The organism is Mycolicibacterium sp. ND9-15, from assembly GCF_035918395.1.
Classification (GTDB): domain Bacteria; phylum Actinomycetota; class Actinomycetes; order Mycobacteriales; family Mycobacteriaceae; genus Mycobacterium.
Genome location: NZ_CP142362.1, coordinates 913,836 through 927,145, shown reverse-complemented (window position 1 = coordinate 927,145; position 13,310 = coordinate 913,836). Strand labels below are relative to the sequence as shown.

13 protein-coding genes are annotated in these 13,310 nt (G+C 66.5%); 8 read left to right on the top strand and 5 right to left on the bottom strand.

Translation table 11 applies throughout. From position 1 onward, the window contains the following. The first annotated feature begins 26 nt into the window (after positions 1–26). The 3 genes from QGN32_RS04535 to QGN32_RS04525 are packed head-to-tail and all read left to right on the top strand — an operon-like array spanning position 27 to position 2,800. Positions 27–1,076 (top strand): Rieske 2Fe-2S domain-containing protein, encoded by a 1,050-nt coding sequence (locus tag QGN32_RS04535; protein ID WP_326547459.1) that lies wholly within the window; start codon positions 27–29, stop codon positions 1,074–1,076. Then, positions 1,073–2,164, top strand: coding sequence for an NAD(P)H-dependent amine dehydrogenase family protein (locus tag QGN32_RS04530; protein WP_326547458.1), 1,092 nt, complete (start codon positions 1,073–1,075; stop codon positions 2,162–2,164). The genes QGN32_RS04535 and QGN32_RS04530 overlap by 4 nt, the downstream gene beginning before the upstream one ends. A 3-nt stretch (positions 2,165–2,167) precedes the next feature. Continuing rightward, complete coding sequence (locus QGN32_RS04525; protein ID WP_326547457.1) at positions 2,168–2,800, top strand: TetR/AcrR family transcriptional regulator; 633 nt, start codon at positions 2,168–2,170, stop codon at positions 2,798–2,800. Between the two features lie 28 nt (positions 2,801–2,828). Here QGN32_RS04525 and QGN32_RS04520 read toward each other — a convergent pair whose 3' ends face one another. The 3 genes from QGN32_RS04520 to QGN32_RS04510 form a co-directional block, all read right to left on the bottom strand. Continuing rightward, on the bottom strand, positions 2,829–3,704 hold the full coding sequence (locus QGN32_RS04520) for a universal stress protein (protein ID WP_326547456.1): 876 nt from the start codon (positions 3,702–3,704) through the stop codon (positions 2,829–2,831). Positions 3,705–3,789: 85 nt separating this feature from the next. Further along, positions 3,790–4,914: an acyl-CoA dehydrogenase family protein gene (locus QGN32_RS04515; protein WP_326547455.1), complete on the bottom strand. Its 1,125-nt coding sequence runs from the start codon at positions 4,912–4,914 to the stop codon at positions 3,790–3,792. A gap of 15 nt (positions 4,915–4,929) precedes the next feature. After that, on the bottom strand, positions 4,930–6,168 hold the full coding sequence (locus QGN32_RS04510; protein ID WP_326547454.1) for an acyl-CoA dehydrogenase family protein: 1,239 nt from the start codon (positions 6,166–6,168) through the stop codon (positions 4,930–4,932). Positions 6,169–6,559: 391 nt separating this feature from the next. Between QGN32_RS04510 and purU the strand changes: the two genes are divergently transcribed. Together purU and QGN32_RS04500 are read left to right on the top strand one after the other, a co-directional pair. Beyond that, positions 6,560–7,456 (top strand): formyltetrahydrofolate deformylase, encoded by an 897-nt coding sequence (gene purU / locus QGN32_RS04505; RefSeq protein ID WP_326547453.1) that lies wholly within the window; start codon positions 6,560–6,562, stop codon positions 7,454–7,456. Between the two features lie 31 nt (positions 7,457–7,487). After that, positions 7,488–7,940, top strand: coding sequence for a MaoC family dehydratase (locus tag QGN32_RS04500; protein WP_326547452.1), 453 nt, complete (start codon positions 7,488–7,490; stop codon positions 7,938–7,940). A 43-nt stretch (positions 7,941–7,983) separates the two neighbouring features. Here QGN32_RS04500 and QGN32_RS04495 read toward each other — a convergent pair whose 3' ends face one another. Next, on the bottom strand, positions 7,984–8,805 hold the full coding sequence (locus QGN32_RS04495) for a mycofactocin-coupled SDR family oxidoreductase (RefSeq protein ID WP_326547451.1): 822 nt from the start codon (positions 8,803–8,805) through the stop codon (positions 7,984–7,986). Then, positions 8,802–9,974: an acyl-CoA dehydrogenase family protein gene (locus QGN32_RS04490; RefSeq protein ID WP_326547450.1), complete on the bottom strand. Its 1,173-nt coding sequence runs from the start codon at positions 9,972–9,974 to the stop codon at positions 8,802–8,804. Before QGN32_RS04490 ends, QGN32_RS04495 begins: the two co-directional genes overlap by 4 nt. 177 nt (positions 9,975–10,151) lie before the next feature. Between QGN32_RS04490 and fabG the strand changes: the two genes are divergently transcribed. Genes fabG through QGN32_RS04475 form a run of 3 tightly spaced genes read left to right on the top strand, consistent with a single transcriptional unit; the run spans position 10,152 to position 13,308 of the window. After that, positions 10,152–10,901 (top strand): 3-oxoacyl-ACP reductase FabG, encoded by a 750-nt coding sequence (fabG, locus tag QGN32_RS04485; protein ID WP_326547449.1) that lies wholly within the window; start codon positions 10,152–10,154, stop codon positions 10,899–10,901. Further along, a complete protein-coding gene (locus tag QGN32_RS04480; RefSeq protein WP_326547448.1) occupies positions 10,898–12,118 on the top strand; it encodes an acetyl-CoA C-acetyltransferase in 1,221 nt (406 codons plus the stop codon). The genes fabG and QGN32_RS04480 overlap by 4 nt, the downstream gene beginning before the upstream one ends. Beyond that, positions 12,115–13,308, top strand: coding sequence for an acyl-CoA dehydrogenase family protein (locus QGN32_RS04475; protein ID WP_326547447.1), 1,194 nt, complete (start codon positions 12,115–12,117; stop codon positions 13,306–13,308). The genes QGN32_RS04480 and QGN32_RS04475 overlap by 4 nt, the downstream gene beginning before the upstream one ends. Positions 13,309–13,310: the final 2 nt, after the last annotated feature.

The window sequence follows — 13,310 nt, the reverse complement described above, 5'->3', positions numbered from 1 at the left end:
CCTCAGCGCAGCCCGAGAGGACATCGATGGCCAAGCCACCCCTGTCGATGAAGCCGACCGGATGGTTCCAGGTGGCGTGGTCGGCGGAGCTCGAGCCCGGCGACGTCCGGCGGATGAAGTACTTCGATCGCGAGATGGTCGCTTGGCGAACGGCCTCCGGTGAAGCGGTCGTGATGGACGCCTACTGCGAACACCTCGGCGCGCATCTCGGCTACGGGGGACACGTGGAGGGTGAGGTCATCGAATGCCCGTTCCACGGCTGGCGGTGGAACTCCGAGGGGCGCAACGTCTGCATCCCGTACCAGGACCGCCCGAACCGCGGCCGTCGTATCCGCAGCTATCCCGTCACCGAACGCAACGACTCGATCTACATCTGGCACGATCTCGAGGGACGTGCGCCGTATTTCGACGCCCCGGATGTCTTCGGCAGCTTCGGCGCCGCCGGCAGCGCCGCCGACTATTACCCCCCGATGACCCTCTACCGGGTGGGACTGGAACTGCACCCGCAGTACGTGCTGGAGAACGGTGTCGATTTCGCGCACTTCAAATTCGTGCACAAGACGCCGATCATTCCGGTCTTCACCCGCCACGACTTCGCCGATCCATGGTCCTACGTCGATTTCACGATCACGTTCGAAGGCGACGACACGCAGTCGATCGAGGACGTCAAGAGCGGAGTGGAGGCCATCAACGGTGGGCTCGGCATCGCGGTGACCAAGAGTTGGGGGATGGTCGACAACCGCACGATCTCGGCGATCACCCCCGTCGACGACCGCACGTCCGACGTCCGCTTCATGGTGTACATCGGCCGGACCCCCGGACGCGACGATCAGCGGGCCGAGGCGAAGGCCACCGAGTTCGGCGCCGAGGTCATCCGCCAGTTCACCCAGGACGTACACATCTGGTCGCACCAGCGCTACTCCGACCCGCCCGCGCTCGCCACGGCCGAGTACGAAGGTTTCACCGCCCTGCGCAAGTGGGCGGCCCAGTTCTATCCCGACGGCCGTGGCGGCAATGCCTCGGATCTTGAATCCTCCTGTCCGGCAACTGTGTCCGAGAAAGGCCGAATCGAATGACCGCACCGACCGAACGTCCGACCCGTGTCTTCCAGGTCGCGACGGGAAACCTCGGTACCGAGATGATCAAGCGGATTGGCGAGCACCCGAATCTCGAGCTGGTCGGACTGCACTGCTACACACCCGAGAAGGTCGGTCGTGACGCCGGTGAGATCGTCGGTATCGGCCCGGTCGGGGTGACGGCCACCGGCACGGTCGAGGAGATCATCGCCGCCAAACCAGATGTGTTGACGTTCCACGGCGTGTTCCCCGACGAGGATCTCTACGTCAAGGTCCTCGAGGCGGGCATCAACATCGTGACGACGGCGGACTGGATCACCGGTTGGCACCGCGACACCAACCATCCGCATCCGTCGGGCAAGGCGGTGTCCCGGCTTCTCGAGGACGCCTGCCGCAAGGGCGGTTCGACGTTCTACGGCACCGGCATGAACCCCGGGCTGAATCAGATTCTGGGCGTGGTGTGTTCGGCCGATGTGGCCGAGATCGAGAACGTCACCACCATCGAGTCGGTCGACGTGTCGTGTCACCACTCGAGGGACACCTGGATCGAGGTCGGATACGGCCGGCCCGTCGACGATCCCGAGATCCCGGGCAAGCTGGAGAAGTACACCCGCGTCTTCGCCGACAGCGTGCTGATGATGGCCGACTGCTTCGATCTGCAACTCGACGAGGTGAAGTTCAGCTACGAATTAGGGGCCTGCACAAAGGATGTCGATCTCGGCTGGTACCAGCTGCCGAAAGGTTCGCTCGGCGGCAACTACATCAAGTACCAGGGCATGGTCGACGGTGTGCCGAGGGTGGAGACCCATCTGGAATGGCAGATGACGCCGCACACCGATCCGCACTGGGATATCAAGGGCTGCTACATCACCCAGATCAAGGGCGACCCGTGCGTGTACAACAAGCACATGATCTTCCCCAGGCCCGGCGTGGACCTGTCCAACCCCGAGGCGTTCGCCTCCATCGGTATGACGGTCACGGGAATGCCTGCGCTGCACGCGATCCGGTCGGTGGTCGCCGCGCCCCCGGGGCTGATCACCAGCGCGGACCTGCCGCTGCGCGGGTTCGCCGGGCGCTTCAAGAGGTAGCGCATGCCTCAGGTCGCCAACGTCGCGCCGCGCCGTCCTGCGAACGGCAAACAGGTCCGCGCGGATCGAACGCGCGCGATGGTCATCGACGAAACGGTCCGCTGCGTCCTCGAAGAAGGTTTCGGTGCGGCGAGCGCCAAGCACATCACCGAACGCGCCGGCGTCACCTGGGGCGTGATCCAATACCACTTCGGTGATCGTGACGGGCTGTTGATGGCCGTCGTCGACGAGGGCTTCGGTCAACTGGTGGACTGCCTGCACGGCGTTCAGCCGACGTTGCGCGAGCACGCCGGGCGCGCGCGCACCGAACTGGTGATCAACGCCGTCGCCGACGCGTTCTTGAGCCCGACATCGATTGCGGCGCTGGAGATCTTGATCGCGACCCGGACCGGCCGGACCGATGCGCATCAGCGCCATCTGACGGAGTTGTTCTCCACCCTGACCCGGCTCGGCCGCTTCGTCGCCGAGGGCCTCGACCGCAAACACGCCGACGCGGTGGGCAACCTGATCTGGACCACTCTGATGGGTGCGATGGTGGCCAAGATGGCGGTCGAGGAACCCATCGACGTCGGCCGCGAGCTGCGCGCGTTGACCGACGTCGTCACCGCCTACGTCGACCGTCGGCAGAAGGCTTGAGCCGGGCCCGGTCGGCCCGCCGCGAACCTCACCGAGGCCGGACGACGATCACCGGCGACTTGGCGGCCTGTGCCACCTTGCCCGCGACGGAGCCGAGGAGCAGGCTCTTGAATCCGCCGCGGCCTCGGCTTCCGACGACGACGAGTTGCGCCCCCTCCGACGCTTCGACGAGCCGGCGCGCCGGCTCATCGGGCACGATCTGACGTTCCACCTGCACATCGGGATACCGTTCCTGCCAGCCGGCCAGGCGTTCGGCAAGGATCCGGTGGCCTCCTTCGTCGTAGCGCTCCCAGTCGCTTCCGATGGCGGGGAAGCCGACATCAGTCCATGCGTGCATGGCGACGAGCCCGACGCCCCGCCTCGACGCCTCGTCGAAGGCCAGCGCCGTGGCTTCTTCCGAGGCCGCTGATCCGTCTATGCCGACCAACACGGGAGCGGTGCCATCGACGGTCCGGGCGCTCTCGCTGCCCACGATCGCCACCGGGCCGTGTCCGTGATGCAGCAGGCCGCTACTGACCGATCCGAGTAGGGCACGGCCGATGGCGCCGAGGCCACGGTTGCCGGACACGGTCATGTAGGCGTCCCGCGAGGCGGTGACGAGTGCCGCGGGCGCCGCGGCGTGCATTATGCCCGTTTCGATGGTCGGCGGCGCCTTGTCGCCCGACGCTGTCTGCACGATCTTCTGCGCCTGGTCGAGGATGTCGCGGCCACTCGTTTCCATCGAATCGATGTAGCTCGCTTCCAGGTAAGCCACCGGCCAGGTCACCACGACCGGAGCGATCGCGTGGAGCAACCTGATCGGCTGATCGCGCAGGATGGCTTCACGGGTCGCCCATTGGATCGCGGCTTCGGAGTCGGGCGATCCGTCGACGCCGACGAGAATTCCGTGCGGACCGGCAGCCATGTCGTCCTCCTTCGCGGCCTGACGGGTACTTCCGACGTTAGGTGCAAACCACCGTCAGGGACAGGGCCTTTGGTCCTTTGGGACGTCAGGCCCTGGTCAGCTCCGCGTACCGCGCGACGTGGTAGGCGGTGGTGCCGAACTCGTACTGCAGCGCGGTGAGCCGCTTGAAGTAGTGGCCGATCGCGAGTTCCTCGGTCATGCCCATGCCGCCGTGCAGTTGGACGGATTGCTGTCCGATGAACCGTGCGGCCCGGCCGACGGTCACCTTGGCCGCCGACACCGCGCGTGCCCGCTCATCGGGGTCGGCATCGAGCTTGAGCACCGCCAAATATGCGGCGGACACCGCCTGCTCTAGTTCCATGTACATGTCGACCATGCGGTGCTGCAACACCTGGAAACTTCCGATCGGCTGCCCGAACTGCCGGCGCTGCTTGGTGTACTCGACGGTGTCGGCCAACACCTTTCGCATGCAGCCGACCGCCTCCGAGCACACCGCGGCAGCACCCTCGTCACGTGCCTGCGCCAGCGACGGCCACGCCTGACCTTCCTCACCGAGCAGCGCGCTGCCTGCAAGCCGCAGACCGTCGAAGGTGAGGTCGGATGCTCGCCGGTCGTCGACGGTCCGGTAGTGGTGGGCCGCGACGGCGCCCGCTACCGAGTCGAGATCAACGGCGAACAACGAGACTCCGTTCGAGGTGCGCGCGGTGACCAACAGGTGGGTGGCCAGTGGTCCGCCGGCGACGACGATCTTCGACCCCCGCAGTACCCATCCGTCGCCGTCGCGTTCGGCGGTCGTCGCCACCTCCGCCCAGTTGTGGCCGGAAGCCGCCTCTGTCGCCGCGAGCGCGACGATGGCGGTCCCGTCGATGATCCGCTCGAGCAACTGCGCGGCCAGCTCACCGCCCGCCCGACGCAACAAGCCGCCGCCCACGACCACCGTGTCCACGTACGGCTCGACCACCAACGCATGGCCGAGGGCTTCGGCGATGACCATCACCTCGACCGGCCCGCCGCCGATTCCGCCGACGTCCGCCGGCAACGCCGCACCGAGAATGCCGAGTTCGCCCGCGAAGCCGGACCAGATGTCGGGTTGCCAGCCGGGGGCCGACTTCGCCGCAGCGCGGCTGCTCTCCAGGTCGTATCGGCTCGACAGGAACTTGTTCAAGCCGTCGCGCAGCATCTCCTGTTCCTTGCTCAGGTTGAAGTCCATATCAGAGCCCCCTATTCAGAGTGCGAGAGCCGCTTTGGCCAGGATGTTGCGCTGAATCTCGTTGCTGCCCGCGTAGATCGAGCCGGCCCGGTCGTTGAAGTAGCGCAGCGGTGCGACGGCCTGCCAAGGTTCACCGCTGAGGTAACCATCCTGCGGCGGCTCGAACTCGGCGATCGGACCGCCGGGACAGGTGGCGTGCGGCTGGTAGACGCGGCCCCTCGGGCCCGCCGCCTCCATGGCGAGTTCGGTGATCGCCTGGCTCAACTCCGTCGCCAGCACCTTGAGCATCGACGAGGCGGCGCCGGGGTTCTTGCCCTCGGCGACCGCCGCGAGCACCCGGTACTCGAGGATTTCGAGGACCTCGGTGCGAATTCGCGCATCGGCCAGCCGCAGGGCGATGGCCGGATCGTCGATCAGTCGGCCACCGGTGGGTCCCGGTTCGCCGGCCGCGGCCGTGGCGATCTCTTGCGCCATCACCTGCAGGGCCGGTGACGACGCGCCGCCCCCGCGTTCGAACTCCAGCAGGTACTTCGCGACCGTCCACCCGTCATCGATCTTGCCGAGCACGTTCGTTCTCGGCACCCGCACCTCGGCGAAGAACACCTGGTTCTGTACCTCTTCGCCGGACGTCATCACCAGCGGACGGATCTCGATGCCGGGGGAGGCCATGTCGATGAGCACGAACGTGATGCCCTGCTGCTTCTTCTGCGTTTTCGTCGTCCGCACCAGAGCGAACATCCAGTTCGCTTCCCGGGCGTGGGTGGTCCATATCTTGCTGCCGGTGCAGACGAGGTCCCCGGCCGATTCGTCGATGACGGCCGCCATCGACAGCGCGGCGAGATCGGAGCCCGCCTCGGGCTCGGAGTAACCCTGGCAGAAGAAGACTTCGCCGGTGAGGATGCGGGGGAGGAAGAACTCTTTCTGAGCGTCTGTCCCGAACTTGATCAGGGCGTGGGCCACCATCCGGATGCCCATCGGCGACAGCGCCGGCGCGCCGGCGATCGTGGACTCCCGGCTGAAGATGTAGTGCTGGGTGAGGCTCCAGTCGCAGCCGCCGTGTTCCACCGGCCATGCTGGTGCGGCCCAGCCCCGTTCGTGCAGGATCCGCTGCCACTCCATGCTCGCGTCGTGGTCGGCGTACACGCTGGTCATCAGGCGTCCGGCGCGGCGCAACTCCGGCGTGAGCTTCTCGTCGAGAAAACTGCGTACCTCGTCACGAAACGCCGTATCGGTCGCCGACCACTTGAGGTCCATCGTCGCTCCCCTGTCTGCTTGGCGTCCTACACAGTAAACCTAGTTCACTAAGTGACGTGACGCCGGGTCGCCTAAGTTAACGGTCATTCCGGTCGGGAACAGTGAACCGGGAGCGCCCCGTTCGGCGACGACGAGGCGGTCAGGTTCCCAATTCACCGACGACGCTACTCGGGCAGCTGCCGGCGCTGGTGGTTCTCGACCGTTTGCCGCCGTCGGTGTTGGTGCCCCCATTAGGATCCCGCGACCGTGCCGACGTATGAGGGCCGGCTTCTCGAAAGCTATGAGTGCACAACGCTGCACCGGGTATCCGACCTTGGGCGGGGCTCGCGCCGGTATCGCGCGATGTGGTGTTTTGCTGCGGGACCAGCGGCCGAGTGACACCCTGTCACGAGTGACGGGAGAGTATCCGAGCCCGGGCGCGGGGTCCGTGTCCGTCAAGGATGTCGGGAGGTTACTGCTGCGCTGCGCGGACCGCCCCGGCCTGGTCGCGGCCATCAGCGCCTTTCTCGCCACAGCGGGTGCGAACATCGTGTCGCTCGACCAGCACTCGACCGAACAGTCCGGCGGCATCTTCATGCAGCGCACCATCTTTCACTTACCCGGCCTGACGGCCGTGCGCGACGAACTCGAGCGTGACTTCGCCGAACGCGTGGGCGAACCCTTCGGGATGGACTTCCGGCTCACCGAGGCGGCCAAACCGAAACGGGTGGCGATCATGGCCTCGACGGAAGACCACTGCCTGTTGGATCTGCTGTGGCGCAACCGTCGCGGTGAACTCGACATGTCCGTGGCCATGGTGATCGCAAACCACCCCGACCTCGCCGACCAGGTGCGGCCGTTCTCGGTCCCGTTCATCCACGTGCCGGCGACCGGGGAGATTCGTGAGGAGGCGGAGCGTCGCCAACTCGACCTGCTTCGCGGCAACGTCGACCTCGTGGTGCTGGCGCGGTATATGCAGATCCTGACGCCGCGGTTCATCACGGAACTCGGCGCTCCGCTGATCAACATCCATCATTCGTTCCTGCCGGCCTTCATCGGCGCTGCTCCGTATCGGCGGGCCAAGGAGCGCGGGGTCAAGCTCGTCGGAGCGACGGCACACTACGTGACCGACGACCTCGACGAGGGGCCGATCATCGAACAGGACGTGGTGCGGGTGGACCACCGGCACAGCGTGGAGGACCTGGTCCGCCTCGGCTCAGATGTGGAGCGCGTTGTTCTGTCCCGAGCGGTGCTGTGGCACTGTGAAGACCGCATCGTCCGATTCGGCAACCAGACCGTCGTGTTCTAGCCGGGTCTCTAGCCGGTACGAAGGAGAAGTTGTGAAGAAGTTCAGCGACCTCGACGAGTTCATCGCGGCCGAGGGCAGCCAGCTCGGCCCCACCGAGTGGCTCGAAGTCACCCAGGAGCGCGTCAACCTGTTCGCCGACGCGACCGAGGACCACCAGTGGATCCACGTCGACCCGGAGAAGGCGGCGGGCGGCCCGTTCGGTGGGACGATCGCACATGGCTTGCTGACATTGTCGTTGCTGCCGCACTTCTCACACCAGCTGTACACGGTCGGAAACGTCGCGATGGCGATCAACTACGGCTACAACAAGGTTCGCTTCATCACGCCGGTGAAGGTGGGGGCCAAGATTCGCGCTCGGGCCGAGCTGACGAAGATCGATCAGCTCGACGGTGCCGTGCAGTCGACGATGACCACCACGATCGAGATCGACGGTTCGGAGAAGCCGGCCGCCGTGGCGGAGTCGATCGTCCGCTTCATCCGCTGAGACCCGTCCCTGCGGTGTGGGTCCAGCTCGCGTGGGTCCTTCGTCAGTACTGAGTAGAGCCCTGATCCACCGAGATCCCGGTAGCGGTGATGTATTTCGACTCGTCGCTGGCCAACCAGCAGACCACGTCGGAGACATCCTCGGGCTCCAGCACCCAGGTCGGTAGGAACGGCGTCATCATGTTCGCCAACTGAGGATTGGTCTCCATCGCCTTGCCGATCGCGGCGATCATGTCCCCGGACCCCATCGGGGTGTTGACCGGACCTGGATGCACGCTGTTGACCCGGATCGAGTGCTTGCCGAGTTCGGCGGCGAATGCGCGGGCCATCCCGGTGACCGCATGCTTGCTGGCCGTGTAGTGAATCATGAACGGCTGCAACTTGATCCCCGCAGCCGAGCTGATCAGGATGATGGATCCGCCGCGACCCCCGTCGATGATCTTCTGCGCGCCCGCCATCACGGTGTTCCACGTGCCCGTCACGTTGACGTCCATCACGTCGCGAAAGTCCTCCGGCGTGATCTCATCCCAGACCTGCGGCGGCGAGATGCCCGCGTTGGCCACTATCACGTCGAGGCGGCCGAACCGGTCGACTCCGTCGTCGACCACCCGGCGCAGACCGTCGTGGTCCCGGGTGTCGATTTCGGCGGTGACGATCCGCCTGCCGGTGGCCTCGACCAGTCGGGCGGTCTCGGCGAGGTCCTCCGGCGTCGCGTGGTCGTAGGGCACGCACGACGGCAGCTTTCCGGCGATGTCGATCGCGATGATGTCCGCGCCCTCGCCGGCCATCCGGACGGCGTGCGCGCGCCCCTGACCGCGGGCGGCGCCGGTGATGAACGCGACCTTGCCGGCGAGCCGAGCGGTCATGTGCGGTCCCTCTGCGCAGCCTTGACGAGGTTCGACCCGATGATGAGCCGTTGTATCTCGCTGGTGCCCTCGTAGAGCCGCAGCAGCCGGACGTCGCGGTAGATGCGCTCGACGGGAACCTCCCGCATGTAGCCGCTGCCGCCATGGATCTGGACCGCGAGATCGGCGACGTCACCGGCCATTTCGGTGCAGAACAGCTTCGCCGCCGACGGCGCCAACCGGCGGTCCTCGCCGGTGACCCACTGGCGCGCGGCGTCGCGGACCAGCGCGCGGCCCGCCAGCACACCGGTCTGCTGATCGGCGAGCATCGCCTGCACCAACTGGAAGTTCCCGATCGGGGTGTCCCCCTGTGTCGCGGTCGCCGCGTAGGCGACCGACTCGTCGAGTGCGCGCTGTGCGGCCCCGACGGCCAGCGCGGCGATGTGCACGCGTCCGCGCGCCAGCGAGATCATCGCCGCGCGATAGCCGATGTCCTCGCTGCCGCCGACGAGCGCCCCGACCGGCACGCGCACATCGTCGAAGCTGACGTCCGCCGTCCAGGCGCCTTCCTGGCCCATCTTCGCGTCCTTGGCGCCGACCCGGACACCCGCGGTGTCGGCGGGCACCAGGAACACCGCGATGCCCGCGCCGTCCGCGTCGGCGGGACGAGTGCGCGCGAACACCACGAACAGGTCGGCTGTGGGCGCGTTGGTGATGAACCGCTTCTGGCCGGTGATCACCCAATTGTCGTCAAGTCGAACGGCTTTGGTGCGCAGGCCCGATGGGTTGGACCCGGCGCCGGGCTCGGTCAGCGCGAACGAGGCGACGACGTCGCCGGTGGCCATCTGCTCGAGCCAGCGCGCCTTCTGCTCGTCGGTGCCGAACCCGACCAGGACCTGCCCGGCGATGCCGTTGTTCGTGCCGAACATCGAGCGCAGCGCCAGCGAGGTGTAACCGAGTTCCATCGCGAGCTCGACGTCCTGCGACAGGTTCAGTCCCAGGCCGCCCCACTCCTGGGGGATCGCGTAGCCGAACAGACCCATCTTCTTGGCCTGGTCGCGCAGTTCGTCGGGCACCCGGTCGCCCGCCAGAATCTCCTGCTCACGCGGGACCACCGCGGTCCGGACGAACTGACGGGTCTGCGCCAGGATCTCCTGGAAGTCTTCGTCGCTGACTTCGGACGTCGTCATGCTCCTCCTCTTCGTCGCGCGAACCTTCACCGGTTAGATCTCGGCACCGTTTAGATCTCGGCGAAAGTGAACGTTCGGCCCCCCGGCCACGGCACCCGGACGGCGCGATCATATCTGAAATATGATATTCGACTGACGCGGCCCTAGGCGGGCCTTGACCAGCGAAGGGGTGAGCAGGTGTCGCTATTGACCGGACAGACGGCGGTCGTCACCGGAGGTGCGCAAGGTTTGGGCTACGCGATCGCCGAGCGGTTCATCGCCGAGGGCGCCCGCGTGGTGCTGGGCGATCTGGACCTCGCGGCGACCGAGGAGGCGGCCAAGCGACTCGGCGGCGCCTCCAAAGATCCAGTTGCGCTCGCGGTGCGCAGCGACGTCACCAAGGCCGACGATGTCGAAGCTCTGGTCGGCGCGGCGGTGGAACGGTTCGGTGATCTCGACATCATGGTGAACAACGCCGGCATCACCCGCGACGCAACGCTTCGCAAGATGACCGAGGAGCAGTTCGATCAGGTCATCGCCGTGCACCTGAAAGGCACCTGGAACGGGCTGAAGGCGGCCGCTCCGATCATGCGGGAGAACAAGCGGGGCGCGATCGTCAACATGTCGTCGATCTCGGGCAAGGTCGGCCTCGTCGGACAGACCAACTATTCGGCGGCCAAGGCGGGCATCGTCGGTATGACCAAAGCGGCCGCCAAGGAGCTGGCCCATCTCGGTGTGCGGGTCAACGCAATTCAGCCGGGCCTGATCCGGTCCGCGATGACAGAGGCGATGCCACAACGCATCTGGGACCAGAAGCTCGCTGAGGTACCGATGGGCCGGGCGGGGGAGCCCGAGGAGGTGGCGAAGGTCGCGCTGTTTCTGGCCAGCGACCTGTCGTCGTACATGACCGGCACCGTTCTCGAGGTCACGGGCGGGAGGTACGTATGAGCACTCGTGAGACCGTGATCTGCGAACCGGTGCGCACCCCGATCGGTCGCTACGGTGGTGTGTTCAGGTCGCTGACCGCCGTGGACCTCGGCGTCACCGCGCTCACGGCCCTACTCGACCGGACCGGAATCGACCCTGCAGCAGTCGAAGACGTGGTGCTGGGCCATTGCTACCCGAGCAGCGAGGCACCTGCGATCGGGCGGGTGGTGGCGCTCGACGCAGGGCTGCCGGTGACCGTCCCGGGGATGCAGGTCGACCGGCGGTGCGGTTCGGGTCTGCAGGCCGTCATCCAGGCGTGCCTGCAAGTTGCCAACGGCGACAACGACGTTGTGGTGGCCGGTGGTGCCGAAAGCATGAGCAACGTGACGTTCTGCTCCACCGACATCCGCTGGGGCCCTGCGCCCGGCGGTGTCATGCTTCACGACTCGCTGGCCCGCGGCCGCACCACCGCCGGTGGCCGGCATCATCCGGTGCCCGGCGGCATGCTCGAAACCGCGGAGAACCTGCGCCGGGAGTACGGCATCTCGCGTGAGGAGCAGGACGAACTGGCGGTGGCGTCGCACCAGCGCGCGGTCGCCGCGCAGAAGGACGGCATTCTGGCCGAGGAGATCGTGCCGGTCGCGGTGCGCACCCGCCAGGGTGATGAGCGAATCGACACCGATGAGCACCCCCGGCCGGACACGTCGATGGAGTCGCTGGCGAAGCTGAAACCTGTGCTGGCTAAGCAGGATCCGGAGGCGACGGTCACCGCGGGCAATGCGAGCGGCCAGAACGACGCCGCGTCGATGTGCGTGGTGACCACCCGCGACAAGGCCGAGCAACTGGGCCTGACCCCGCTGGTGCGGCTGGTGTCGTGGGGTTCGGCGGGGGTGGCGCCCAACGTCATGGGCATCGGGCCCGTGCCCGCCACCGAGGTCGCGCTGGGCAAGGCGGGACTGACGCTGAGCGATATCGATCTGATCGAGTTGAACGAGGCCTTCGCTGCGCAGGCGCTCGCCGTGATGCGGGAATGGAACTTCGGCGCCGCCGACCGGGACCGCACGAACGTGCACGGATCCGGGATTTCGCTGGGGCACCCCGTCGGTGCTACGGGCGGCCGGATGCTGGCGACGCTGGCGCGGGAACTGACCAGGCGTGGCGCTCGATACGGGTTGGAAACCATGTGCATCGGCGGAGGACAGGGGCTTGCCGCCGTGTTCGAGAGGGTGGGCGCATGACGAAACTGGCTCAGACGGTCGGGTTGACCGAGGTGCAGACCGAAATCCTCGCCACGGTACGGCAATTCGTCGAGAAGGAGGTCATCCCGAACGCGCCGGAGTTCGAGATGACCGATACCTACCCGCAGCCCATCGTCGACCAGATGCGTGAGATGGGCCTGTTCGGCCTGATGATCCCCGAGGAGTACGGCGGCCTGGGCGAATCGCTGCTGACCTACGCGCTGTGTGTCGAGGAACTGGCCCGGGGCTGGATGAGCATCTCCGGAGTGCTCAACACCCACTTCATCGTCGCCTACATGCTGCGCCAGCACGGCACCGATGCGCAGAAGCAGCGCTACCTGCCGCGGATGGCGACCGGGGAGACTCGCGGCGCCTTCTCGATGTCGGAACCCGAGTTGGGTTCCGACGTCGCGGCGATCCGCACGCGCGCCACCCGCAATACCGACGGCACGTATCGGATCGACGGTCAGAAGATGTGGTTGACCAACGGCGGCACGTCGACGTTGATCGCGGTGCTGGTGCGCACCGACGAGGGTGCCGACAAGCCACACCGCAACCTGACCGCGTTCCTCGTCGAAAAGCCGGTCGGCTACGGCGAAGTCGCGCCCGGACTGACGATCCCCAGCAAGCTCGACAAGCTCGGCTACAAGGGCATCGACACCACCGAGTTGATCTTCGACGGCTACGTGGCACAGGCCGTCGACGTTCTCGGCGAGGCGCCGGGCCAGGGGTTCTTCCAGATGATGGACGGGATCGAGGTGGGCCGGGTCAACGTCTCCGCGCGCGCCTGCGGCGTGGGTATCCGCGCGTTCGAGCTCGCCGTGCGCTACGCCCAGCAACGGCAGACCTTCGGTAAGCCGATTGCCGAGCATCAGGCCATCGCGTTTCAATTAGCCGAAATGGCAACCAAAGTCGAGGCGGCGCACCTGATGATGGTCAACGCGGCGCGGTTGAAGGACTCTGGGGAGCGCAACGACGTCGCTGCCGGAATGGCGAAGTACCTTGCGAGCGAGTTCTGTTCTGAGGTCACACAGCAGAGTTTCCGGATCCATGGCGGCTACGGCTACTCGAAGGAGTACGAGATCGAGCGGTTGATGCGCGATGCGCCGTTCCTGCTGATCGGTGAGGGCACCAGCGAGATCCAGAAGAACATCATCAGCAAGCGGTTGCTTGCCGACTATCAGGTCTGACC

Bases quoted from the DNA above. Each gene is read 5' to 3' on its own strand.
- QGN32_RS04520 (WP_326547456.1), bottom strand. From the start codon at position 3,704: ATGGCTGCCGGTCCGCACGGAATTCTCGTCGGCGTCGACGGATCGCCC.
- QGN32_RS04495 (WP_326547451.1), bottom strand. From the start codon at position 8,805: ATGACCGCTCGGCTCGCCGGCAAGGTCGCGTTCATCACCGGCGCCGCC.
- QGN32_RS04515 (WP_326547455.1), bottom strand. From the start codon at position 4,914: ATGGACTTCAACCTGAGCAAGGAACAGGAGATGCTGCGCGACGGCTTG.
- QGN32_RS04510 (WP_326547454.1), bottom strand. From the start codon at position 6,168: ATGGACCTCAAGTGGTCGGCGACCGATACGGCGTTTCGTGACGAGGTA.
- QGN32_RS04480 (WP_326547448.1), top strand. From the start codon at position 10,898: ATGAGCACTCGTGAGACCGTGATCTGCGAACCGGTGCGCACCCCGATC.
- QGN32_RS04535 (WP_326547459.1), top strand. From the start codon at position 27: ATGGCCAAGCCACCCCTGTCGATGAAGCCGACCGGATGGTTCCAGGTG.
- QGN32_RS04490 (WP_326547450.1), bottom strand. From the start codon at position 9,974: ATGACGACGTCCGAAGTCAGCGACGAAGACTTCCAGGAGATCCTGGCG.
- QGN32_RS04475 (WP_326547447.1), top strand. From the start codon at position 12,115: ATGACGAAACTGGCTCAGACGGTCGGGTTGACCGAGGTGCAGACCGAA.
- QGN32_RS04525 (WP_326547457.1), top strand. From the start codon at position 2,168: ATGCCTCAGGTCGCCAACGTCGCGCCGCGCCGTCCTGCGAACGGCAAA.
- QGN32_RS04530 (WP_326547458.1), top strand. From the start codon at position 1,073: ATGACCGCACCGACCGAACGTCCGACCCGTGTCTTCCAGGTCGCGACG.